Source organism: Parasaccharibacter sp. TMW2.1890, assembly GCF_023337645.1.
Lineage (GTDB): Bacteria > Pseudomonadota > Alphaproteobacteria > Acetobacterales > Acetobacteraceae > Bombella > Bombella apis.
The window spans coordinates 464,774-486,356 of sequence record NZ_NWUV01000001.1 but is presented as its reverse complement, the minus strand read 5'-3'; the positions used below and the strand labels follow the sequence as shown (position 1 = coordinate 486,356).

At 60.1% G+C, this 21,583-nt stretch carries 20 protein-coding genes; 8 read left to right on the top strand and 12 right to left on the bottom strand.

The window, feature by feature from the left end; genetic code table 11:
- Window positions 1–61: 61 nt before the first annotated feature.
- Complete coding sequence (locus tag CPA54_RS02145) at window positions 62–772, bottom strand: DnaA ATPase domain-containing protein (RefSeq protein ID WP_043560490.1); 711 nt, start codon at window positions 770–772, stop codon at window positions 62–64.
- Between the two features lie 171 nt (window positions 773–943).
- Between CPA54_RS02145 and purM the strand changes: the two genes are divergently transcribed.
- Entirely contained in the window at window positions 944–2,002 is a 1,059-nt protein-coding gene (gene purM, locus CPA54_RS02140; RefSeq protein ID WP_043561347.1) for a phosphoribosylformylglycinamidine cyclo-ligase, read from the top strand.
- 7 nt (window positions 2,003–2,009) lie between these two features.
- A complete protein-coding gene (purN, locus tag CPA54_RS02135; protein ID WP_249085450.1) occupies window positions 2,010–2,600 on the top strand; it encodes a phosphoribosylglycinamide formyltransferase in 591 nt (196 codons plus the stop codon).
- Window positions 2,601–2,696: 96 nt separating this feature from the next.
- Here purN and ndk read toward each other — a convergent pair whose 3' ends face one another.
- A complete protein-coding gene (gene ndk, locus CPA54_RS02130) occupies window positions 2,697–3,119 on the bottom strand; it encodes a nucleoside-diphosphate kinase (RefSeq protein WP_249085449.1) in 423 nt (140 codons plus the stop codon).
- Window positions 3,120–3,231: 112 nt separating this feature from the next.
- Between ndk and CPA54_RS02125 the strand changes: the two genes are divergently transcribed.
- Window positions 3,232–5,148, top strand: coding sequence for an ABC-F family ATP-binding cassette domain-containing protein (locus tag CPA54_RS02125; protein WP_086431071.1), 1,917 nt, complete (start codon window positions 3,232–3,234; stop codon window positions 5,146–5,148).
- A gap of 70 nt (window positions 5,149–5,218) precedes the next feature.
- The gene (locus tag CPA54_RS02120) at window positions 5,219–6,421 is read left to right on the top strand and encodes an AI-2E family transporter (protein ID WP_249085448.1); all 1,203 of its coding nucleotides are present in this window, start codon (window positions 5,219–5,221) and stop codon (window positions 6,419–6,421) included.
- A 13-nt stretch (window positions 6,422–6,434) separates the two neighbouring features.
- On the opposite strand, the gene CPA54_RS02115 is transcribed toward CPA54_RS02120, so the two are convergent.
- The 4 genes from CPA54_RS02115 to CPA54_RS02100 all read right to left on the bottom strand — a co-directional run bounded on the left by CPA54_RS02115 (window position 6,435) and on the right by CPA54_RS02100 (window position 10,042).
- Complete coding sequence (locus CPA54_RS02115) at window positions 6,435–6,851, bottom strand: hypothetical protein (RefSeq protein WP_043560501.1); 417 nt, start codon at window positions 6,849–6,851, stop codon at window positions 6,435–6,437.
- Window positions 6,835–7,989: a DegT/DnrJ/EryC1/StrS aminotransferase family protein gene (locus tag CPA54_RS02110; protein WP_227656582.1), complete on the bottom strand. Its 1,155-nt coding sequence runs from the start codon at window positions 7,987–7,989 to the stop codon at window positions 6,835–6,837. Before CPA54_RS02110 ends, CPA54_RS02115 begins: the two co-directional genes overlap by 17 nt.
- Before the next feature lie 4 nt (window positions 7,990–7,993).
- The gene (locus tag CPA54_RS02105) at window positions 7,994–8,395 is read right to left on the bottom strand and encodes a MarR family transcriptional regulator (protein WP_043561353.1); all 402 of its coding nucleotides are present in this window, start codon (window positions 8,393–8,395) and stop codon (window positions 7,994–7,996) included.
- Between the two features lie 240 nt (window positions 8,396–8,635).
- Window positions 8,636–10,042: a M17 family metallopeptidase gene (locus tag CPA54_RS02100; protein WP_249085447.1), complete on the bottom strand. Its 1,407-nt coding sequence runs from the start codon at window positions 10,040–10,042 to the stop codon at window positions 8,636–8,638.
- Window positions 10,043–10,141: 99 nt separating this feature from the next.
- Here CPA54_RS02100 and CPA54_RS02095 point away from each other — a divergent pair, with 99 nt between their 5' ends.
- The 3 genes from CPA54_RS02095 (at window position 10,142) to fdxA (ending at window position 13,467) form a co-directional block, all read left to right on the top strand.
- Window positions 10,142–12,748 (top strand): helicase-related protein, encoded by a 2,607-nt coding sequence (locus tag CPA54_RS02095; protein WP_249085446.1) that lies wholly within the window; start codon window positions 10,142–10,144, stop codon window positions 12,746–12,748.
- A complete protein-coding gene (locus CPA54_RS02090; protein ID WP_043560508.1) occupies window positions 12,745–13,032 on the top strand; it encodes an RNA-binding S4 domain-containing protein in 288 nt (95 codons plus the stop codon). Before CPA54_RS02095 ends, CPA54_RS02090 begins: the two co-directional genes overlap by 4 nt.
- A 102-nt stretch (window positions 13,033–13,134) precedes the next feature.
- The gene (fdxA, locus tag CPA54_RS02085) at window positions 13,135–13,467 is read left to right on the top strand and encodes a ferredoxin FdxA (RefSeq protein ID WP_043561359.1); all 333 of its coding nucleotides are present in this window, start codon (window positions 13,135–13,137) and stop codon (window positions 13,465–13,467) included.
- Between the two features lie 162 nt (window positions 13,468–13,629).
- Here fdxA and cyoD read toward each other — a convergent pair whose 3' ends face one another.
- From cyoD to CPA54_RS02060, 5 genes are all read right to left on the bottom strand, one after another.
- A complete protein-coding gene (cyoD, locus tag CPA54_RS02080; RefSeq protein WP_043560511.1) occupies window positions 13,630–13,968 on the bottom strand; it encodes a cytochrome o ubiquinol oxidase subunit IV in 339 nt (112 codons plus the stop codon).
- Window positions 13,968–14,582, bottom strand: coding sequence for a cytochrome o ubiquinol oxidase subunit III (gene cyoC / locus CPA54_RS02075; RefSeq protein WP_043561362.1), 615 nt, complete (start codon window positions 14,580–14,582; stop codon window positions 13,968–13,970). Before cyoC ends, cyoD begins: the two co-directional genes overlap by 1 nt.
- 18 nt (window positions 14,583–14,600) lie before the next feature.
- Entirely contained in the window at window positions 14,601–16,598 is a 1,998-nt protein-coding gene (locus CPA54_RS02070) for a cbb3-type cytochrome c oxidase subunit I (RefSeq protein ID WP_043560513.1), read from the bottom strand.
- A gap of 14 nt (window positions 16,599–16,612) precedes the next feature.
- On the bottom strand, window positions 16,613–17,605 hold the full coding sequence (gene cyoA / locus CPA54_RS02065; RefSeq protein ID WP_249085445.1) for a ubiquinol oxidase subunit II: 993 nt from the start codon (window positions 17,603–17,605) through the stop codon (window positions 16,613–16,615).
- Between the two features lie 427 nt (window positions 17,606–18,032).
- Window positions 18,033–18,797: a Bax inhibitor-1/YccA family protein gene (locus tag CPA54_RS02060; RefSeq protein ID WP_043560517.1), complete on the bottom strand. Its 765-nt coding sequence runs from the start codon at window positions 18,795–18,797 to the stop codon at window positions 18,033–18,035.
- A 154-nt stretch (window positions 18,798–18,951) separates the two neighbouring features.
- Here CPA54_RS02060 and CPA54_RS02055 point away from each other — a divergent pair, with 154 nt between their 5' ends.
- Window positions 18,952–19,545, top strand: a complete 594-nt coding sequence (locus tag CPA54_RS02055) for a 2'-5' RNA ligase family protein (protein WP_249085444.1) — start codon at window positions 18,952–18,954, stop codon at window positions 19,543–19,545.
- On the opposite strand, the gene CPA54_RS02050 is transcribed toward CPA54_RS02055, so the two are convergent.
- The gene (locus CPA54_RS02050; RefSeq protein ID WP_232086317.1) at window positions 19,542–21,581 is read right to left on the bottom strand and encodes a lysylphosphatidylglycerol synthase domain-containing protein; all 2,040 of its coding nucleotides are present in this window, start codon (window positions 21,579–21,581) and stop codon (window positions 19,542–19,544) included. The genes CPA54_RS02055 and CPA54_RS02050 overlap by 4 nt on opposite strands.
- Between the last annotated feature and the right edge of the window lie 2 nt (window positions 21,582–21,583).

Below are 21,583 nucleotides of genomic sequence, written 5' to 3'. Positions count from 1 at the left end.
CAGTTCCTGATCTGGCAGAAAACCGCCGCTTATTTCTTCCCCTGGACCATGCAAGGCTCCATCAGTCTTCTTCTTTGAGAAGATCGGCCAGCACCTCCATGGCCAGAGCACGGCTGATGGCGCTGCCCCGTTTCATGGCAGCATCATCCAGTCTGTTCACCGCCCGGACCAGTGCCTCCCCTGTCCGGGGCAGCTGACGCCAGAGCCAGTCCGTGACGGACTGTGGCACGACAAGCTGCCGCTCAGCCATGAGAGACAGCAGCAGGGTTGCCCGCAACTCATCCTCTGGCTCTTCCAGCCCCGCTGTCATGGTCGCCCTGAGCCGACTCGCAAGGTCTGGCAGATGGAAAAAACGGCGTGCCGGTGGATGCCGGGATGCCATGAGCACCCGCCTGCCCGCCGCATGAGCACGGTTGAGCAGATGCAGCAGCGCCACTTCCTGTTCCTGCTCCAGCCCTTCCAGATGGTCGATCACGAACGGGGTCACGCCCGGCTCCAACTTCTGCCCCGCCACCAGCAGGGCCCCATCTGCATCACAGGACAGTGCCGCAGCCTCGAACTGCACAGCCCCATTCTGCTGCGCCCAGACATGCAGCAGATGGCTTTTGCCTGTACCCGCAGGCCCCCACAGCCAGAGCCTCCCTTCCGGCCAGCGGGCCCGTGCCAGCCATGCACGCGCCGACGCATTGGACGAACCAGCAATGAACCGTTCCGCCGAGAAAGGACGGTCCTGCTGAAGATCCAACACCAGCTGTACCCGTGCGTCTGTCATCCCCGCTTCATCCGCCCCCTTGCCTCAGCCTGCCTGCCCCTGTCATCGGGGAGCAGAAGGTTTCCCATTCTTTCACAAAACCGAAATGATTTGACAGTCCTGCACATTCCGTCTTCACGCAGGATGCTCTATAAAGGCACCAGCATCAACCAGCAGGGACATCATACCCCCATGACCAAGACATCCTCCTCCCCCAGTGCCAGTTACGCCGCAGCCGGTGTGGACATCGAAGCCGGAGATGCCTTGGTCGATGCCATCAAGCCGGCGGCCAAGGCCACGACACGCCCCGGTGTCATGGGCGGGCTTGGAGGGTTCGGTGCCCTGTTCGACCCCAAGGCAGCGGGCCTGAAAGACCCCGTGCTCGTCAGCTGCACGGATGGTGTGGGCACGAAGCTCCTGCTCGCCATCGAAAGCGGCCTGCATGATGAGATCGGCATCGACCTCGTGGCCATGTGCGTCAATGACCTGATCGTGCAGGGTGCCCAGCCGCTCTTCTTCCTAGACTACATGGCAACGGGCAGCCTTTCCGTCGCCGTGGCGGAACGGATCATCAAGGGCATTGCCAACGCCTGCAAGGAAAGCGGCTGCGCCCTGGTGGGGGGTGAAACGGCTGAAATGCCGGGACTCTATGGCAAGGGCCATTACGACCTTGCAGGCTTCAGCGTTGGTGCCGTGGAACGTGATGCCATGCTGCCCGCCACCATCCATGAAGGCGACAGCCTGATCGCCCTGCCATCCTCCGGTGTCCATTCCAACGGCTTCTCCCTCGTCCGCCACATCGTGGGAGCCTCCGGCCTGAGCTGGAACGACCCTGCCCCCTTCTCCCCGAAGCAGACGCTGGCCGAAGCCTTCCTGACGCCCACACGCCTCTATGTCAGCACCGTTCTTGCCCTGCATGAGAAGAAGCTGATCAATGGCTGCGCCCATATCACCGGTGGCGGCCTGCCCGGGAACCTGCCCCGTGTCCTGCCTGAAGGGCTGGGTGTGGAAGTGGACGGGCAGAGCTGGCCGATCCCCGGCATTTTCTCATGGCTTGCCGAACAGGGACCTGTCAGCGAGGATGAAATGCTGAAGGTCTTCAACTGCGGCATCGGCATGGTGCTGGTCACCAGCGAGCCGGAGAAGGTCATGGCAGAGCTGGAACAGCGTGATGAAGAAGCCATGCTGATTGGCCGTGTCGTCCGCAGCAGCACGCCGTTCCGCCTCACCTCCCCGCTGAATCTGGGCTGAGGAACCAATGGTGAAGAAGACCCCCATCGCCGTTTTCATCAGCGGTCGTGGCAGCAACATGGTCGCCCTGATGGAAGCCTGTGCCCGGCCAGACTTTCCTGCCGAGATCGTTCTTGTCCTCAGCAACCGGGCCGATGCGGCCGGGCTGGAAACGGCCAGCAGGGCTGGAATAAAAACACTCTGCATTCCCCACAAGGAATACGGCAAGGATCGTGAAGCTCATGAGCGGGCACTGGACGAGGCCGTCCGGGCCTCTGGTGCGAAGCTGATCTGCCTTGCAGGCTACATGCGGGTGCTGACCCCCTGGCTTGTCCAGCAGTGGCAGGGCTGCATGATCAACATCCATCCCAGCCTGCTGCCCGCCTTCCCCGGCCTGCATACGCATGAGGCCGCCCTTAAGGCGGGAGCCAAGGAGCACGGCTGCACCATCCATCTCGTAACGGATGGTGTGGATGAAGGCCCCATTCTGGCCCAGGCCCATGTCCCCGTCCTGCCCGGCGATGATGCTGACACTCTGGCAGCCCGTGTTCTGGAGCAGGAACACCGCCTCTACCCGGAAACACTGCGCCGGTTCATCGAGGGACGGCAGATTTCCTGAACAGGATCCACCAGCTGGATACAGAAAAGGGAGCCGTCTCCGGCTCCCTTTCTTATAGGGGCCGATGCCCCATGCCGCTCTCCATTCAGAGAGGGATCAGGGCAGGATTTCCGTCTCGCCAAAGAAGAAAGAAATCTCACGCTTTGCATTCTCGAGGCTGTCAGAGCCATGAACGGAATTCTCGCCAATGCTCTGGGCATAAAGCTTGCGGACGGTTCCCTCTGCGGCTTCGGCCGGGTTGGTGGCACCCATCACGTCACGATGGTGGGCAACAGCATTCTCGCCCTCCAGAACCTGCACGACCACCGGAGCGGAGCACATGAAGGACACCAGCTCACCAAAGAAGGGGCGGTCCTTGTGGACTTCGTAGAAAGCACCAGCCTGCTTCTCTGTCAGCTGGATGCGCTTCTGGGCCACGATGCGCAGGCCTGCATTCTCGAATACAGTATTCACCTTGCCGGTCAGGTTGCGACGTGTGGCATCAGGCTTGATGATGGACAGTGTACGTTCCAGAGCCATAAGACCCTCCTCAGTAATAGACGTCTATAGTCAGCCTCCCCTAGAGGAAAAAACCTGTTTCTGGTAGTGTTCGGGGCATCTTTTTTCATATTTTCATCGTCCGAGGGCCTGCGTGAGTCTGCTTTCCATTACCGATCTTACCTTGCGCATCGCAGGCCGTACCCTGCTCGATCAGGCCTCCCTCACCATCGAACCCGGGCGGCGCATCGGGCTGATCGGTCATAACGGGGCAGGAAAATCCACCCTTCTGGCCGCCATTGCCGGGGACATCTCTCCCGATGGCGGCAGCATCACCCTTTCCGGCCGTGCCACGATGGGCCGGGTGAAGCAGGAAACACCCTCCGGCCACCTCTCTCTTCTGGACACGGTCCTGAACAGCCATGAGGAACGCACCCGCCTTCTGGCAGAGGCCGACAGCACGACGGACCCGACCCGTCTGGCGGACGTGCATGAACGCCTGCTCGCCATCGATGCCCACAGTGCGCCAGCCCGGGCCAGCACCATTCTTGCGGGTCTGGGGTTCGATCAGGCGGCGCAGCAGCGTCCCGTCAATGATTTCTCGGGCGGATGGCGGATGCGTGTGGCCCTGGCCAGTGCGCTCTTTCTGGCCCCCGACCTCCTGCTGCTGGACGAGCCGACGAACCATCTGGACATCGAGGCCACGCTCTGGCTGGAGAACTGGCTGGCCCGCTTCCCCGGTGCGGCCCTGATCGTCAGCCATGACCGTGCGCTGCTGGACAACAGCGTCCAGGCCATTGCCCATCTGGACCAGAAAAAACTCTCTCTCACCCCCGGCGGCTATGAACGCTTCGTGCAGATACGCACGGAACAGAGGCTCCAGCAGAACCGGCAGGCCGAAAAGCTGGCGGACCAGCGGGCAAAGATGGAGGCCTTCGTGGCCCGCTTCCGGGCCAAGGCCACGAAAGCCAAGCAGGCCCAGTCCCGCCTGAAGGCTCTGGCCCGCCTCCCGCAGATTGATGCGGTGGTGGAAGACACCCCCACCCATTTCTCCTTCCCGGCCCCCGGTGCCCTGCCCCCCCCCATGCTGAAACTGGATGACGTGTCCGTCGGCTATGGTGAGACGGCCATCCTGCGCCGCCTCTCCCTCCGGCTGGACAGTGAGGACAGGATAGCCCTGCTGGGGCGCAACGGGCACGGCAAATCCACCTTCGCCAAACTTCTGGCAGGGCAGCTGTCTCCCATGTCCGGCGAGGTGCAGGCCTCCTCCCGCCTGCGGGTTGGCTATTTTGCCCAGCATCAGACGGATGAGCTGGTTCTGGATGAAACCCCCGTCCAGCACATGGCCCGTACGCTGAAGGAGGCCACCCCGCCACAGGTCCGTGCCCAGCTGGCCCGTTTCGGGCTGGATGCAGAACGGGCGGAAACCCCTGTCAGCAGCCTCTCCGGTGGCGAGAAGGCTCGCCTGCTTCTGGCTCTGGCCACCCGCCACGCTCCCCATCTGCTGCTGCTGGACGAACCGACCAACCATCTGGACCTTGATGCCCGTGATGCGCTCATCCGTGCCCTCGGTGAGTTTGAAGGGGCCGTCATTCTCATCAGCCATGACAGCCATCTGGTGGAATCCGTCGCTGACCAGCTCTGGATTGCCGAAAACGGAACGATCACGCCTTTTGACGGCGACATGGACGATTACCGCACATGGCTGGACGAACGGGCCAGACAGGCCACGCAGGAAAACCAGCGTCAGGCAGCCCGATCCCGGAAAGATACGGATGACGACATCCCGCAGCCGGACAGGAACCAGCAGCGTGCCCAGCGCAAGGAGCAGACCCGCCAGCTCGCTCCACTCCGCCGCAAGATCCGTGATCTGGAAACACGGCTGGAACGTCTGGAAAAAGCCAAAGCCCAGCTGGAAGCCAAACTGGCCGACCCAGACCTTTATCAGTCCAGCCGTGCAGAAGATATTGCCACGCTGAACAGCGATCTCGCCCTCGTCAGCCAGAAACAGGACGAAACAGAAATGCACTGGCTGGAAGCGCAGGATGAACTTGAAAAAGCCACAAATTGACCTGCCATGAAATAAGCCACATTATCTCTTTCGTCATCTTCGCCGCCCCTCACAGGAACTGCCCCGCCCGATGTCTTTTTTCTTCAACCGCCCTCCCATTCCTGCGGCACAGCAGACTCCCGCCAATGCGCTGGACCGTATCTACGGCATCATTCGCCTGACGTTATGGCTTTCCCTCATCATGCTGGCCATCTGGCTCATGGGCGAGGTACTGGCGGTCCTGTTTGCTGCTACGCTGATGGCCATTGTTCTGCACGGGCTGGCCCGCATCCTGCGGCGACACATGAAATTCATTCCCTATCCGGTTGCTGTCAGCCTTGTCGCCCTCGCTGTCATTGGCATCATGACGGCTCTGGTCTGGAGCAACGGCCCGGCCATCGGGGAACAGTTCATTGCCCTCAAGAACGCCCTGGTTGCACAGTCCGGTGACATGCACCAGCATCTCTCCCAGACAACCATCGGGCAGATGGTGCTGGACCACCTGCCCGTCTCGCTGGGCGGCAATGATGCAACAACCCCCCTCAGCAGCTTTGGCTTTGGTCTTGCCGGGTCCGTCACCGGCCTGCTGGGCAGCGCTTTCGGTCTGGTTGGTACGCTCTTTGTCGTGCTGATTTCAGCCTTCTATTTTGCCGTCTCCCCGTCCCTCTACATCAACGGCTTTCTTCGGCTCGTACCGCCCGACCAGCGGGAAACCGCCCGCAACCTCCTCTACAGTGCAGGCAACACTCTCTGGGCATGGACCGCCGGACAGGCTCTGGACATGCTGGCTGTCGGTCTTTTCTCCGGCCTCGGCCTGTATCTGATCGGCATTCCGCTGGCCCTTGCTCTGGGTGTCGTGGCCGGGCTCTGCAACTTCATACCCTATATCGGGGCCATCCTGGGGGCTGTGCCCGCCCTGCTCATCAGCCTGTCCCTCGGCACACGAGAGGCTTTCTTCGTGGCCATTCTCTACAGCATCATCCAGTTCTGCGAAGGGAACATCCTGGCCCCCCTCATCCAGCGGCGGGCCGTTCACATGCCGCCTGCTCTGGCCATCCTGTCACAGAGTGTTTTCGGCTCCATCCTTGGTGTGCCAGGGCTTGTGCTGGCGTCCCCCATCACGGCCGCTCTGCTGGCCGTGTTTGACAAGGCGACTCCACCACTGGCGGATGCTACAAAAACCCAGCTGGAAACCAGTGAGCTGACCCAGCTGGAAATGGCCAGAAACAGGCAGGAACAATCTGACAGCACAAAAAAGGAGACGGATGGCTCAACCTCTCCGCCTAGGAAATGAGCGACTTTCCCCCTCAGGGAAGATCAGGCAGATGGAGTGTCCCACGTTCGAAAGAACGCATCCGGTACGCCCCACCTGCCTTTGTCTGGATACCCACCACATCGGCACCATGCCGGAAGTGCCAGGCTGACAGAATGACGGCCTGACCATCGGCACTGGAAAGCTGATAAACAGCCTCCGCCGGTGTATCCTTGGGGGGGACCTCGCCAGAAATTCCCCAGCCTGTCTGGTGCTGGTGCAGCCACTGGTTCATGGCCGTGATCTCATCGGCCATGAGGTTCCGCTCTTCTCCAGCTTCCTGCACTGTCCCACGGGCAATGTCCGGCAGGGACCAGGGGCGCAGAATGGGCCACGCCACCGTCCAGATCAGCACGACCGGCACGATCACCGCCACCGCAAAAACCAGAAGAAACTTATTGTTGCGGCTCATCCTGCTCCTCCGCCCATGTTCCAGTCACAGCCAGCACATGCGCAACCGCCTCATCAGAAAGATCAGGATGGATCGGCAGGGCCAGCACATGCTCTCCTATCCTCTCTGCCACAGGCAGGGCAACGCCATCATGCACCGCCCGGTACGCTGGCTGCTGATGCAACGGCATGGGATAATAGATGGCCGTGGCGATTTCCGCCTCGGCAAGGCGGGCCCGCAGACTGTCCCGCAGGGCACGGGATGGCAGGGTCACGCAATAGACAGCCCAAGCGCTCTGGCTTTCCGGCACCCGTGCTGGCGGACGGACCAGCGACGGCAGACCAGCATCATAAGCACAGGCCACAGCCTCACGCCTCTTCAGCTCCTCATCAAAAACATCCATCTTGGCCAACAGAACAGCTGCCTGAAGACTGTCCAGCCGGGCATTCAGCCCGATGCGCTGCACGTCATAACGCTGCGGCCCTTCCCCATGGCTTCTCAGAGAGCGATAAAGTGCGGCCCTGTCGTCATCGTCCGTCAGGACGGCCCCGCCATCGCCATAACATCCCAACGGTTTGGAAGGGAAAAAGGACAAAGTCGTGGCTCTGGCCTCATGCCCCAGCCGGCGCCCCCTGTAAGAAGCGCCAAAAGACTGGGCGCAGTCCGCAACAAGAAAAAGCCCTTCCCGGGTGGCAAGGTCGTTCAGCTCATCCCATGGGGCTGGCTGCCCGAACAGATCCACCCCCATGATGGCTACAGGTTTCAGACGACCATCCTGCCGGACATCCGCCAGACGCTGCTCCAGAGATGGCAGGCTGATCTGGAAGGTATGCGGGTCCACATCCACAAAAACTGGCACCGCCCCCAGCAGAAGCACCACCTCCGCAGTGGCCGTGTAGGTAAAGGCTGGCAGAAAAACCGCCATGCCGGGGCCAATGCCCTCCGCCATCAGAACCATCAGCAGAGCATCCGTCCCGGAGGACACGCCGACAGCATGTCTGGCACCACCATGACGGGCCAGACGCTCCTCCAGCTCCGCCACTTCCGGCCCCATTACGAAACGGCAATGAGCCAGAACCCGATCCAGCCGCTCCCGCAGGGCCGCCCCAAGACGCCTCTGCTGGGCGGGCAGGTCGAGAAAAGAGACAGGCCCGGACAAGAAATCAGCCAGCCCGACGGGTCTGGAGAGACGCCACGGATGAAAGAACAGGCGCACGGACAACCACATCATCAGCGCAGGCTTCTTCCATCACGCCACGCAGGTCCCGCAAATAGGCCGAGCCTTTCAGGGTTCGCTGAACAAGAATGGAACGACGGTCCAGCGGGTCCACCTTGCGGCGGGCCAGATCAAGCTCGCTCAATCGGTCCAGCGCACGGGTAATAGCTGGTTTGGACACATTGAGAGACTGGGCAAGGCCCCGCACCGTATGGGCGCCATCTTCCAGATAGCAGCTCAGAAACACAGCCAGCTGACGGGCAGAAAGATCCGGCCCCTCACCACGTACTGTGGAAACGATCGTATCACGCAGCAACTGAAGCATGCGATTATCAGCATTCCGACTCATAACAAAAGCCCCATCGTTTCCCGGTTTCACACACCCTATCATCCTGCCGGCCCAGCAAGCCTTCCGGCTGTGGTATCAGACGCACCTGTATAGGGATTTCATTCTACCATCCATTCTGTGACGTTTTCACATCGAAATGACAAGCACTCTCAGCGCAAGGCAGCCATTCCAAAACCCGTTTCCCTTGCAAAAGGCAAGAAAAAACAGGTTGCTGCACACAAGATTACAAATTGTTTCTTTTCAGAAACTTTCCGAGAACGCACGGAAAAGTGCCCTCAGGGCCAGCACCTCCCCGCCTGCGGGACGACCGGGCCGGGCCGTGTCATTCCACGCATAGGTATCCACATGCGCCCATCTCTGCCCTTCCGGAACGAAACGCTGGAGGAACAGGGCTGCCGTGATCGCCCCGGCCATCGGGCGGGATGACAGGTTGTTGCAGTCCGCAATGGAGCTGTCCATCCAGCCGTCATAATCTGCCCAGAGCGGCAGCTGCCAGAGCGGGTCGTGAGCTTCCCTGCCGGAGGCCAGGATATGGTCCGCCAGCTCCTCGTCATTGCTGAAAAGGGCGGGCAGGTCAGGCCCCAGAGCCACACGGGCAGCCCCCGTCAGCGTCGCCGCATCCAGCAGGACGTCAGGCTGGCTCTCGGCAGCCTCTGCCAGAAGGTCTGCCAGAACGAGACGCCCCTCCGCATCCGTGTTGCCCACCTCGACACGCAGCCCCCTGCGGGTTGTCAGCACGTCCCCCGGGCGCATGGCATGGCCGGAGACGCTGTTCTCCACACAGCCGAGGCGGATTTCCAGCGCAATGTCGGTTCCGGCATCCAGCAGGGCACAGGCCAGTGCCAGCATCAGGGCAGCCCCGCCCATGTCCTTCTTCATCTTCGCCATTGAGGAGCCGGGCTTGATGTCATACCCGCCCGTATCGAAGCAGACGCCCTTCCCCACGAGGGACAGGCGGGGAGCATCCTTGCTCCGGCCATCCCGGCGGCCGATCACGACCACGGCTGGTCTGTCCGACCCGGCACCCACCGCCGCCAGACAGGGATAGGCTTTCTCCAGAGCCTCACCTTCCACCAGCTCAACCGCAACCTTCCGCTCCTCCAGCATCCTGCGGGCAGCAGTAGCCAGCTCCGCCGGTCCCATGAGATTGGCGGGCGTGTTGATAAGGTCCCGCCCCAGCCAGGCAGCCCGGGCCAGAATCCGGGCCTCTCTCCCGAGGCTGGCCGGAATGCAGAGTTTTGGCCCCGTCTTCTGGTCTTTGCCTCCCTCATGCTTCAGCGAATAATCATACGCCCCAAGGCAGAACCCCAAAACCAGCTCCTCCAGCATGGCGTCGTGAGCGGCGTCCTCCTGCCCTTCAGGCTGCGGCTGCCAGCATCCTTCCTTCAGATGGGCAGGCAGGGCACCATAAGGCATGGGGCCTCGCCCCTCCTCCACGCAGAACACGGCCCCGGCCACACCGGAACCACCCGGCAGGAAGGTGAACTGCCCCGCACGCCCTTCGAAGCCCTGCTGCCGCAGGAAGGCCTCATGCTCCCCCAGCAGGTGGGCAAGGGTCGCCTCATCACCTGCCTTGACCAGATGGAGGGGGAGAGCCACCCCACCATCGCCAGAGGTACAGAGGGGCAAAAACGGAGCGTCAGACATATGGATACCGTCCCATCATCCAGAGCGTGACTCTGGCCTTCCTGAAAAACTGCATGGAATGTCTTGCTTTTATCCGATTCAGGCAAGATCATTCCAGCCATGACGGGACCACATCCAGCCTTTGCCCCAGCCACTTCCCGGCAATCGGGGGTGATCCATGCCGTACTTGGCCCCACCAACACCGGCAAGACCCATTACGCCCTGACCCGCATGATGGCGCACCAGAGCGGCATCATCGGCTTTCCCCTCCGCCTGCTGGCCCGGGAGAATTACGAGCGCCTTGTGAAGCTGAAAGGCGAGCGCCATGTCGCCCTGCTGACAGGGGAAGAAAAAATCATTCCACCGGGGGCCCGCTGGTTCTCCTGCACGGTGGAGGCCATGCCGCTGGACCGGAAGGTGGATTTTGTCGGCATTGACGAGATACAGCTCGCCGCAGACCCGGACCGTGGCCACATCTTCACCGACCGGCTCCTCCATGCCCGTGGCAAGGGAGAAACGCTCTTTCTGGGGGCTGAGACCATCCGGGGGCTGCTCCGGCAGCTGGTTCCCGGCATCACGATCGAGACCCGGGAACGCCTCTCCCGGCTGACGAACATCGGGCCGGTCAACCTCACCCGTCTGCCACCACGCTCGGCCATCGTGGCCTTCTCCGCCACGGAGGTATATGCCATTGCCGAGGCCATCCGGCAGAAACGGGGTGGCTGTGCCATCATCATGGGCCGTCTCAGCCCCCGTACCCGCAATGCACAGGTCGCCCTCTACCAGAACCGGGATGTGGACTATCTCGTGGCTACCGACGCCATCGGAATGGGGCTGAACATGGATGTGGACCATGTCGCCCTCGCCGCCCTGCACAAGTTTGACGGCCAGAACTCCCGTGCCCTCACGCCGCAGGAAGTCGCCCAGATCACCGGTCGGGCTGGCCGGGGCATGAGGGATGGTACCTTCGGCACGACGGCCTCCTGCCCGCCCATGAGCCAGCAGCTCGTCAAGGCAGTGGAAGACCATGAGTTCGAGGCCATCAAGGCCGTCTACTGGCGGCAGACGGCTCTGGATTACACCTCGCCCGAGACGCTTCTCAACAGCCTGATGCGCAAGCCTCCCCGCCCCGGCCTGATCACCGGGCGTACGGCCTCCGATCTGGATGTCCTGACCGGCCTCATGCAGATGGACGACATCCGGGAGGTGGCCCGTGGCCACAGGGCAACGGAACTGCTCTGGGATGTCTGCCAGATTCCGGACTTCCGCAAGCTGGGCGATGGCAGCCATACACGCCTCTGTGCCCGCCTGTTCCTTGACCTCCTGAAACATCGCCGCATCCCTCCAGCGTGGATGGAAGGCCAGCTGAGAGGGCTGGACAGGCTGGATGGCGACATGGACACACTGATGCACCGGCTCTCCGGCGTGCGGGTCTGCGCCTATGTGGCTGCCCGGACGGGCTGGATGCACCAGAGCCGCCAGTGGCAGGAACGCTGCCGTGCCGTGGAGGACCGCCTCTCCGACACGCTGCATGAACGGCTGAAGGAACGCTTCGTCAACAGGCGGGCCACCGCCCTGCTCCGCCGTCCTGAACCCGGGGCGGCCTCCGAGGCTCTCCATGCCGTCACCCCCCAGAACCGCATCATCGTGGAAGGGCACGAGGTCGGGCAGATTGTGGGCTTCACCATGCAGATCGACACGCCCGCCGACAGCCGGGAGGGTGACCTGCTGCGCCGGGCAGGCAGGCGTGCCCTGCGGCAGGCCATGCCCGCCCGGATACGCCATTTCCTCACACAGGACATCAGCCGGTTCACCCTGACCGATGACAGGCAGATTCACTGGGAAGGTGCCCCCATTGCCACCCTCGTGCGGGGCGATGACCTGTTTCACCCCCTCATCCAGCTTCTGCCCGGTGAGTTTCAGGACAACCACCAGAGCCGACAGGTACAGACCCATCTTCAGGCCCTGATGACGGAGCGGATCAGCACCGTTCTGGAATTCTTTTTCCGTCTGGAAGACAAGCTGCAGGACAGTCCCACCCTGCGTGGCCTCTATTACCGCCTGCGGGAGGATGGCGGCACCACCCCTACCCTGCCCGAAGACCGCACCCTTACCCCTGCCGAGAGAAAACGCCTGCACCGCAGCGGGGTTCGCATCGGCTGGCGGCAGGTCTACTGCCCGCAGCTGTTCCGCCCGGCCTGCCTGCCGATGATGGTCCTGCTGCACAACATCTGGCATGACCGCCAGCAGGCCACACCCGATGCCGCCCGCATCTGTCTCACAAGCGATGGCCATCCCATCCCCCCGCCGGGCTGGGAAAAGGCCGGCCCCGTGCATGTCCGTCTGGACAGGCTGGATGCCCTGCTCTCCACCCTTCGCCCTCATGGCAGGCAGCCCGGCCGCAATATCATGGCTCCCGACACACTGGCTTCATCCCTCGGGATAAAGGCGACCCTGCTGCCCGCCCTGCTCAAGAGCCTGAACATTCCCCATCATGCGCCACAGCCGCTTTCGGCCGGGCAGTATGGCGTCGCCTCGCCCCTCATCATTCTGGGTCGGACGGGCCGCAGGGACACACGGCCTTCCGGCCGCCAGAAAGGCACCGAACGGCGCAGGAACCGGCAACAGAAACCGTCTGCTGGCCGCAGGGAACAGAAAGCCGCCCAGAAGCAGGCCGACTCACCATTCGCAGCCCTCCGGAACTGGTCATCTGGCAGATCATCATGATGGACGGACAGCGGCTTGATCTCTGGCTCTATTACACCCGCCTGGCCAAAACCCGTGGTCTCTGCGCCGCCTTCATCCGCAAGGGACGGGTTCGCATCAACGGACAGCGGACCCACAAGACCCATGCCCGCCTCCGGTTGGGAGACATCGTCAGCTTCGCCTCTCCCCACCGTCAGGGGGAGGTCTGCGTATGGCGTGTCATGCAGCTGGGAGAGCGACGTGGTCCTGCCAGAGAGGCCGCCCTCCTTTATGAACGGATCGAGGAAAAGACGGCCAATTTCTGACAATAGGCTTGCAAAAGGCCCTCCGCTTTCGGCATATCAGTGCTGGAATCTTTGAAATGGGCCGTTTGGCTGGCCTGCAACACCAAACCGGAGACGGCAATAATGGCCTATGTGGTCACAGAAAACTGTGTTCGCTGCAAGTTCATGGACTGTGTGGAAGTCTGCCCCGTTGACTGCTTCTACGCTGGTGAGAACTTCCTCGTCATCAATCCTGATGAATGCATTGACTGCGGCGTGTGCGAGCCTGAGTGCCCGGCAGAAGCCATCTTCCCCGACAGTGATGCCCGTGCCGCTGACTGGATGGAGATCAATGCCAAATATTCAGCCATCTGGCCGAACATGAGCCAGAAGGGCACGCCCCCGGCCGACCGTGAGGAATGGAACGGCAAGGAAGGCAAGCGTGAGATGCTCTCCGAAGAGCCACACAAGGACTGACGCCAGCCTTCTTCCTGCTGGAACGGAACAGAACCCCCGGGGGAATTGTCCCTCCGGGGGTTTTTCTTTGCATGGCCGCCACGGCTGCATCACACATAAAAAAACCGGTGGAGGTTTCCCCCCACCGGTTTCTTCATGTCGCTGACATGATGGGCCGGTCTATCAACCAGCCATCATGTTCGCCTGAGCGTCCCAGAGAACGAACAGATACCCGGCAACCACGATCAGGACCATCAGGGCCGTCACGATGAAAGCTGCCAGATTCTGCCGCTGGGAGAGGCTCTTCGTACCCATGTGCAGGAAGAAGATCAGATGGACGACCATCTGGACCGCAGCCAGCACACCGAGAATGGCAATCGTCTGCCAGAAGGAGAAGGCCTTGCTGAGAACAGTGGCAAAGGATGCCACTGTCAGGACCACGGCAAGGATGAACCCTACAATGTAGGAGCCATAGGAGCCGTGATTTTCACCTTCGTGCGATGTCGTATGATTCCCGCTCATTAGACAACACTCCCCAGGTAAACGAAGGAAAAGACGCAGATCCAGACGATGTCAAGGAAATGCCAGAACAGGCTCAGGCACGTCAGTTTCGTCTGCATCCGGGTGCTAAGCCCCTGTTTGCCCATGATCTGGAAGAACAGGACCAGCATCCAGATCAGACCGATCGTGACATGCAGCCCATGTGTCCCTACCAGCGTGAAGAAAGAAGACAGGAAGGCGGACTTGTCCGGCCCTGCGCCGTGAGCCACGAGCTCGTGGAACTCGTTGATCTCCAGAACGACGAAGGACACGCCGAGCACGAAGGTCAGCAGCAGCCAACCCAGCACGGCACCCTTGTTCTTCTTGTGGGCGTTGATGGAAGCAAAGCCGTAGGTGATGGAGGAGAAAAGCAGGATGGCTGTTTCGATCTCAACATTCTTGATATCGAACAGGTCCTTCCCCGTCGGCCCACCAGCAAAGTGATGGCAGAGTGTAGCAAAGACGGCAAACAGCGTGCCGAAAATGATACAGTCTGTCATCAGGTAGATCCAGAAACCAAAGATCGTGGTTTCCTGCTGATGATGCTCATGCTCATCGTGATGAGCAGAGGGCGCGTGCATTACGTCATAAGACATGGTTTTCATCGCCTCCCTTTACTCTGCTGCCTTGGCAGCGGCAAGCCGCCGGGCAAAAGCTTCTTCATCAGCACGGATCTCTTCCACGGTGACGTAGAAATCAACATCCAGGTTCGCACTGCGGTGAACGATGGTGAAGAAGGCTACGACCAGCCCTACGATCACAGCCCACCAGATGTGCCAGACCAGCGCAAAGCCGATCAGCAGCCCGCAGGCACCCAGCATCGGGCCAACCGCCGAATATTTCGGCATGTGGATCGGCTCCAGCTCGGAGACCGGTGCCGGGCGACCCAGCTCCTTCTCGATATGGAACGTATCCAGGCCACGGATGACCGGCAGACGTGCGAAGTTGTAGTGCGGAACCGGAGATGGAAGGGACCATTCCAGCGTACGGCCAGAACCCCAGTTGTCACCCGTCAGATCCAGAGCATCCGGCTTCTTGTTGACGGCGTCAAACGCAGCCAGCACGAACTGGATGACCTGGCAGGCCAGACCGGCAGCCAGAACGAACACGCCAACACAGGCCACGAGCAGCCAAGGGTGCCAGTTCGGGTTGTCGTAATGGTTCATACGACGGGTCATGCCCTCCAGACCAACAGCATAGAGCGGGATGAAGGAGAGGTAGAAACCGACGAACCAGAAACGGAACGCCCATTTACCCCAGACATCGCGCATCTTGTAGCCGAAAGCCTTCGGGAACCAGTAGCTCAGACCAGCCACGTAACCGAAGAACACACCACCAATAATCACGTTATGGAAGTGCGCCACCAGGAACAGGGAGTTGTGGATCACCCAGTCTGCTGCCGGCATGGCCATCATGACACCGGTCATACCACCGATGGAGAAGGTGATCATGAAGCCGACGATCCAGTGCATCGGACCTTCGAAGCGGACACGCCCCTTGTACATGGTGAAGAGCCAGTTGAAGATCTTCACACCCGTCGGCACGGCGATGAACATCGTCATGATACCGAAGAAAGTGTTCACATCAGCACCAGCACCCATCGTGAAGAAGTGGTGAACCCACACGATGCTGCCCAGGAAGGTGATGATACCCGTTGCGATGACCATCGTGGCATAACCGAAGAGCGGCTTGCCGGAGAAGGTCGCTGCAATTTCGGAGAACACACCGAAGGCAGGCAGGATGAGGATGTAAACTTCCGGATGACCCCAGGACCAGATCAGGTTCAGGTAGAGCATGACGCTACCGCCACCATCATTGGTAAAGAAGTGCATGCCGAGGTAACGATCCAGAGCCAGCAGAGCCATGGAAACCGTCAGAACCGGGAAGGTCGTCAGGATCATGATGCAGGCAAAGAAAGCCGTCCATGTGAAGACGGGAATGTGCATCCACTTCATGCCGGGGGCACGCAGCTTGATGATCGTCGTCAGGAAGTTCATCCCTGTCAGCAGAGTACCGATACCGGAGATCTGCACCGACCAGATGTAGTAATCCACACCGACGCCGGGATTGAACTGCAGTTCGGAGATCGGCGGGTAGCCGAGCCAGCCAACATTGGAGAACTCACCAATGAAGAGGGAGATGTTGATGAGAATGGCACTGACGAGCGTCATGTAGAAGCTGATCGAGTTGATCAGCGGGAACGCAACGTCGCGCGCACCAATCTGCAATGGCACCACGAAGTTGAACAGGGCCTGCATCATCACCATGGCCATGAAGAAGATCATGATCGTACCATGGGCCGAGAAGACCTGGTCATAATGGTGCGGAGGCAGATAACCGGGGTTACCTGCGTAGGCAAGGGCAAGCTGTGTACGCATCATCAGCGCATCGGCAAAGCCACGCACAAGCATGACGAGACCGAGAACAACATACATGATGGCGAGCTTCTTGTGGTCGACCGTGGTCAGCCACTCGCGCCACAGATAACCCCATTTTTTGAAATAGGTGACCGCCGCAAGAACGGCAATCCCGATTACAGCCACACCGATGAATGTACCGACAAGAATCGGCACATCATACGGTATGGACGAAAGGGTAAGTTTTCCGAGCATCTTTAGATCAGTCCTCACATGCCGGTATTGGAAGGTGCAGCCGTATGAGACTCAGCAGGCATGTCCATGGACTTGTCGCCCATGCTCGTGCCGTGGTTCTCATGGGTCATGCCGACATTGTATTTCGCAACAATGCTCTCAAACAGCCCAGACTGTACGTTGGAGAAATACACGACCGGAGCCGGCTTGGGTGCCTCAGCATGCGGGGCAGCCGGTGCGGCGTGATATTTCGGGTACGTCTGTGCATCCAGGGCTTCCTTGGCTGCGAGCGGATTGTCGCCACTGCGTACATTCTGTACCCAGGCGTCAAACTGCTCCTGCGGCATGGCAATCGTGCGGAAGCGCATGTCGGAGAAGCCCGGCCCCGTGTACTGGGCGGCCTCACCCTGGAAATTGCCCGGGCGGCTTGCCATCAGGTGGAGCTGTGTTTCCATCCCGGCCATGCTGTAGATCTGTGACCCCAGCTGCGGAATGAAGAACGATGTCATCACACTGTCAGACGTAATCCGGAAATCCAGAGGTGTCTTTGTGGGGACATCCAGCTCGTTGATGGTTGCAATCCCAAGGTCTGGGTAAATGAACAGCCACTTCCAGTCCAGGGAAACAACTTCCACATGGAGCGGCTTTGCATCGGGCGCACCAACTTTTACCTGCATCTCTTTGGAGATGGGCTTGTACGGGTCGTAATAATGCGTGCTCCAGTAATTGAAGCCACTCAGAACAAGAATGATCAGAATGGGGACACCCCAGATGAACACTTCAATCTTGTTTGAATGTGACCAGTTCCGCAGATATTCCGCCTTCGTATTGGAAGCCCGGTATTTCCAGGCAAATACGAGTGTCGCAATAATCACCGGAACCACAACGCACATCATGACGGCCCATTCAAGCACCATCATGTCGCGATTACCTTCCCCGATCGGGCCGGCTGGCTGAAGAAGATCAACCGTACAGCCCGACAGCATCAATGCAGGCAACGCCGGGAAAAATCGCCAGAGTTTTTTCATGGATCCTGCCTCTATCTGTTGTTCCGCCATAAAAAGGCCGGAACACTTTCTGACACAGTCAGGACAGCGCGATCGCCACCGAACGTTGTCATCTTATTTGTGCCTTTCCCGTTCGTATCCTGACAACAGAAGGGAACTCCCTCCGTACTCAATATGAAATATGGAGCCCTGAGACCCCAGTGCCGCCCACTTTATTCTTCCCGAATAACGGAGATTACAAGGGGGCAAGCCTCATAAAAAAAAGGAACCCCGTCGGTCTTTTTAAAAAAAAGACCGGTTATCTGCCATTTCTGAGAAAACATCATATTTTCATCAAAAACAAGAAGATGATCGCTTAATTTTCCATTTTCCTTTCAACCGCAAAAAATCGCAACAAAAAAGGAGCCCGGAGGCTCCTCTTCCTGTACTGACCCGACTCATCAGTGGATCAATCGCGCCCACCAGATCTTGTCCCTGTAAACTGCAGCAGGAACTGAAAGAGATTTACAAAATTCAGATACATCGTCAGGGCATCATAGATCCCCATCTTCCCCGTCTCTTCAGCCGGAAGGACAGACGCATACTGCTGATAGGAAAGCTTGATGCGCTGGGTGTCATAAGCTGTCAGCCCCGTGAACAGCAGCACCCCGATGAAAGATATGGCCACTGTCAGCCCATGGGCCGGGATGAACATGTTGACCAGAGAAGCGATCACCAGACCTATCAGCCCCATCGTCAGGAACGACCCCATCCCCATGAGGGACCGGTTCGTCACATACCCCCAGAGAGACATGACGCCATACAGGGAGGCGGCAATAAAGAATGTCCGGACAACAGAAGACCCTGTGTAGGCCAGAAGCAGCGATGCCATGCTGACGCCCATGGCCACGCTGAACAGCACAAACAGAAGCTGCACTGTCGAACGGGAGAGACGGTTCACACCAAAGGACAGCACCATGACAAAGGCCAGAGGGGCGAAAACACTCACCATCCCCAGTCCGGTCGGAGCCAGCGCAAAAGCATCCCCTCTCTGCACGACATGAAAGAACAGCGCCCGGAGCGACGTATGGACCACGGCATAGGCCGTCACCCCCGTTATCCCCAGAGCAAGAGCCATCCAGTTGTAGACACGCAGCATGTAAGCCCGCAGACCCGCATCAAAAGCGGCAGCCGCCTGTCCTCGTGTTGTCTCGTAATCGGAATGGAAAGCCATGATATCCACTTGCTGCGATAAGTCTTCAGGGGGGACTCACTGGGCCCGCCCCTATCGTTCCCGTAGAATGTGGGGTAGTTTCTTCCCAAGTCAAGAATTCAGGACAAGACCCTGACTTTCTTTTTGTTAATCTCCCTGATTTGCGGGAGGCCCCATGAATCTTTCCCTCGCCCTCACGCTGTCCCCCACCATACAGGCAGAACTTGGCCTGCTGCGTGGCAGTCTGGATGATGTCCGCTGGTCACCGGCAGAACAGTGTCTGATCCCCCTCCAGCCCCTTGGCCACCTAAACAGCCGCCACGAGATGAAGGAGCTGGACATGACCCTGTCCCACCTGCGATGGGAACCTTTCTCTCTGGCCCTCCATCAGGTCGGCCATCAGATGGGAGAGATGGAAGACCGGCTGACAGTCAGCCTAACTCCGCAGGCCCCGCTACTTGCCTTGCAGAAGCGGCTTGCCAGCACCCTCCGCCGCGCAGGCCTCTCCCTGCCCCGCCGTGCCGTCGTCCCGGAAGTGACCATTGCCTGGCTGGAACCGGCCTCCCCGACCGATCTCATCCCATGGATACAGCGGCACAACCTCTTTCACAGCTCTGAAATGACAGTAGACCACATCAGTCTGGTAGAGCATCTGCCTTCTGGCACCGGCCCCCATCTCCAGATTCTGGAAGCCTACCCGGCCCAGCCGGGGCTTGCCCTGCCGCACGTCAGCCCTCTTCTGACTGATGAGGAAAACGGGTTTTTCTAAAGGCCCAGCAGCAGCTTCAGGGCGTGATAATCTTCCGGCCGGCAGACAAGAAACCATCCCTCGTCGCCTTCAAGAGAAAAAAGACCAAGGCCGAAAGAGGCGTAGATGTCCGCCTGCCGTGCTCCCTGCTGAAGGACGGCCAGCTGGCACCCTTCCTGCACGGCGTAATCCCGCAGCCGCCAGACAGCACCGCCCCGCTGTCCCCGTGCTCCCACGGCTCCGCCCAGACACAGGAGCACTGGCTCCGACAGCAGGAAAGGCTTCAGCCGGACCACCGCGCAGGCAGCCTTCCCCGTTGCATCCGACAACATGCCATCAGGCACGAAAAGGCGCTCACACGGCAGGGAAAGAGCCTCTGCTGAATCCTGAAGGCAGGCGTACTGCACCCGGGCATCCATGTTCCATGGGAGAAGATGCAGCCGTGCTTTCCTCAGGGCAAACCACAGCCCCAGCAGACAGCACACGGCCGCACCACCGAGAAACCAGCGCCCGACCGCCGTATGGGCATCATGAACCATAGAACGCCACCAGACATGCCCGAGATGCCGCTGACGGGCGATCCAGCTGACACCGGCCAACCCGCACAGCCAGAGCGAGAATGGCGCCAGAACAAAAGGAGAAAACGGCTCTACCCGCCAGTAAGCCTGCCTGTAATAGGTCTTGCGGAATGGCAGCAAAACGAACAGCACGGCCAGCACGACAAGAAAAGCCACCCAATGGGCCTGCCTTACGGTCAGGATCACCAGCGTGATGGACAGAGCCCCGACAGAAAGCCGCCAGGCCAACGCCACCCGCTGGGACAGCCCCAGAGACAGGCCGACGAGCATCACCCCGATGAGGGTCAGCAGAAAAGCGGCGCCCTGAAGAAGGACCGCACTCCAGAAAGAATGGAACGGAGGCAATGGTGCCAGAAGGGCATAAACCACGATGACGATGCCCAGCACGGCCTGACTGCCCGTGGCAACGATCGTGGCGAAATCCGCTTCAGATGAACGCAGACTCTGGCTGTGCTCCACGGTCCTGCCAAACCGGGCCAGCAGAGGTGCCCCTTTTATGAACAGCTCATGCCCGGCAAACATGGCACCCGCCAGAAGCAGGGGAATGATGTAATAGAACAGGCGAAAAACCAGAATCCCTGCCATGATGTGCGGCACGGAAAACCACGGGGACAGCGCCAGCAGCATGGTGCTGTCGAACACTCCCAGCCCACCCGGAACATTGGCCAGCAGACCGGCCGTGTAAGCCCCGATATAGATGGCCAGAAACCCGCCAAATGTCAGGCCGCTCCCATTGGGCAGCGTATCCAGCACACACCAGGCGATCAGGGCGGTAGCAGACATGTCCGCCATGCTGGACAGGATCTGCCCCAGCCCGATCCGCCAGTCTGGAAACCGCAATGTCCACCTGCCAATATGCACTTCCTGCTTCCAGCAGGGCAGAAGCACATAGGCCAGCAGGACAGAGAAACAGGCTGCTCCCCCAAGATCAGTTACCCAGGGCGGCAGATGACGGACATAAGGAATAATGCCCGGCTGGGCCAGCAGGATGAACCCCACAAGCCCCAGCATCCCCAGCCAGTAGGTGACGGAACAGAACGCCACGATGGCCGCAATCTTGATCCCCGGCACACCCCAGTTACGATAGAGCCTGTAGCGCACAGCCGTGCCCGAAATGGCTGCGCACCCAAGATTATGGGACAGGACATAGGAACAGAACGCCACAAAGGCTGACCGCCGCCACGAAATGCCCGCCTGCACATGATGACAGGCCAGACCATCGTAGAAAGACAGGATGGCATAAGAAAGAATGGTTGCCCCGGCCCCCTTCCACAAGGCGGCGGCAGGAATGGCATGAAGCCCCGCCATCACCTGCTGGAGGGACAGATGCTGAAGCTCCCGCCAGATCACCAGCCCCGCAAAAATGAGCAGGACCAGCCCCACCATGGCCGGCAGACGCGTCAGAAAACGCCGCAGCCGTCCGTCAGCAAGTGACGGAGAGGCATCCGCACCATCTGGCATACCGGAGGGAGCCGTCATGC

Bases quoted from the DNA above. Each gene is read 5' to 3' on its own strand.
- CPA54_RS02145 (WP_043560490.1), bottom strand. From the start codon at position 772: ATGACAGACGCACGGGTACAGCTGGTGTTGGATCTTCAGCAGGACCGT.
- purM (WP_043561347.1), top strand. From the start codon at position 944: ATGACCAAGACATCCTCCTCCCCCAGTGCCAGTTACGCCGCAGCCGGT.
- purN (WP_249085450.1), top strand. From the start codon at position 2,010: ATGGTGAAGAAGACCCCCATCGCCGTTTTCATCAGCGGTCGTGGCAGC.
- ndk (WP_249085449.1), bottom strand. From the start codon at position 3,119: ATGGCTCTGGAACGTACACTGTCCATCATCAAGCCTGATGCCACACGT.
- CPA54_RS02120 (WP_249085448.1), top strand. From the start codon at position 5,219: ATGTCTTTTTTCTTCAACCGCCCTCCCATTCCTGCGGCACAGCAGACT.
- CPA54_RS02115 (WP_043560501.1), bottom strand. From the start codon at position 6,851: ATGAGCCGCAACAATAAGTTTCTTCTGGTTTTTGCGGTGGCGGTGATC.
- CPA54_RS02105 (WP_043561353.1), bottom strand. From the start codon at position 8,395: ATGAGTCGGAATGCTGATAATCGCATGCTTCAGTTGCTGCGTGATACG.
- CPA54_RS02100 (WP_249085447.1), bottom strand. From the start codon at position 10,042: ATGTCTGACGCTCCGTTTTTGCCCCTCTGTACCTCTGGCGATGGTGGG.
- CPA54_RS02095 (WP_249085446.1), top strand. From the start codon at position 10,142: ATGACGGGACCACATCCAGCCTTTGCCCCAGCCACTTCCCGGCAATCG.
- CPA54_RS02090 (WP_043560508.1), top strand. From the start codon at position 12,745: ATGATGGACGGACAGCGGCTTGATCTCTGGCTCTATTACACCCGCCTG.
- fdxA (WP_043561359.1), top strand. From the start codon at position 13,135: ATGGCCTATGTGGTCACAGAAAACTGTGTTCGCTGCAAGTTCATGGAC.
- cyoD (WP_043560511.1), bottom strand. From the start codon at position 13,968: ATGAGCGGGAATCATACGACATCGCACGAAGGTGAAAATCACGGCTCC.
- cyoC (WP_043561362.1), bottom strand. From the start codon at position 14,582: ATGTCTTATGACGTAATGCACGCGCCCTCTGCTCATCACGATGAGCAT.
- CPA54_RS02070 (WP_043560513.1), bottom strand. From the start codon at position 16,598: ATGCTCGGAAAACTTACCCTTTCGTCCATACCGTATGATGTGCCGATT.
- cyoA (WP_249085445.1), bottom strand. From the start codon at position 17,605: ATGAAAAAACTCTGGCGATTTTTCCCGGCGTTGCCTGCATTGATGCTG.
- CPA54_RS02060 (WP_043560517.1), bottom strand. From the start codon at position 18,797: ATGGCTTTCCATTCCGATTACGAGACAACACGAGGACAGGCGGCTGCC.
- CPA54_RS02055 (WP_249085444.1), top strand. From the start codon at position 18,952: ATGAATCTTTCCCTCGCCCTCACGCTGTCCCCCACCATACAGGCAGAA.
- CPA54_RS02050 (WP_232086317.1), bottom strand. From the start codon at position 21,581: ATGACGGCTCCCTCCGGTATGCCAGATGGTGCGGATGCCTCTCCGTCA.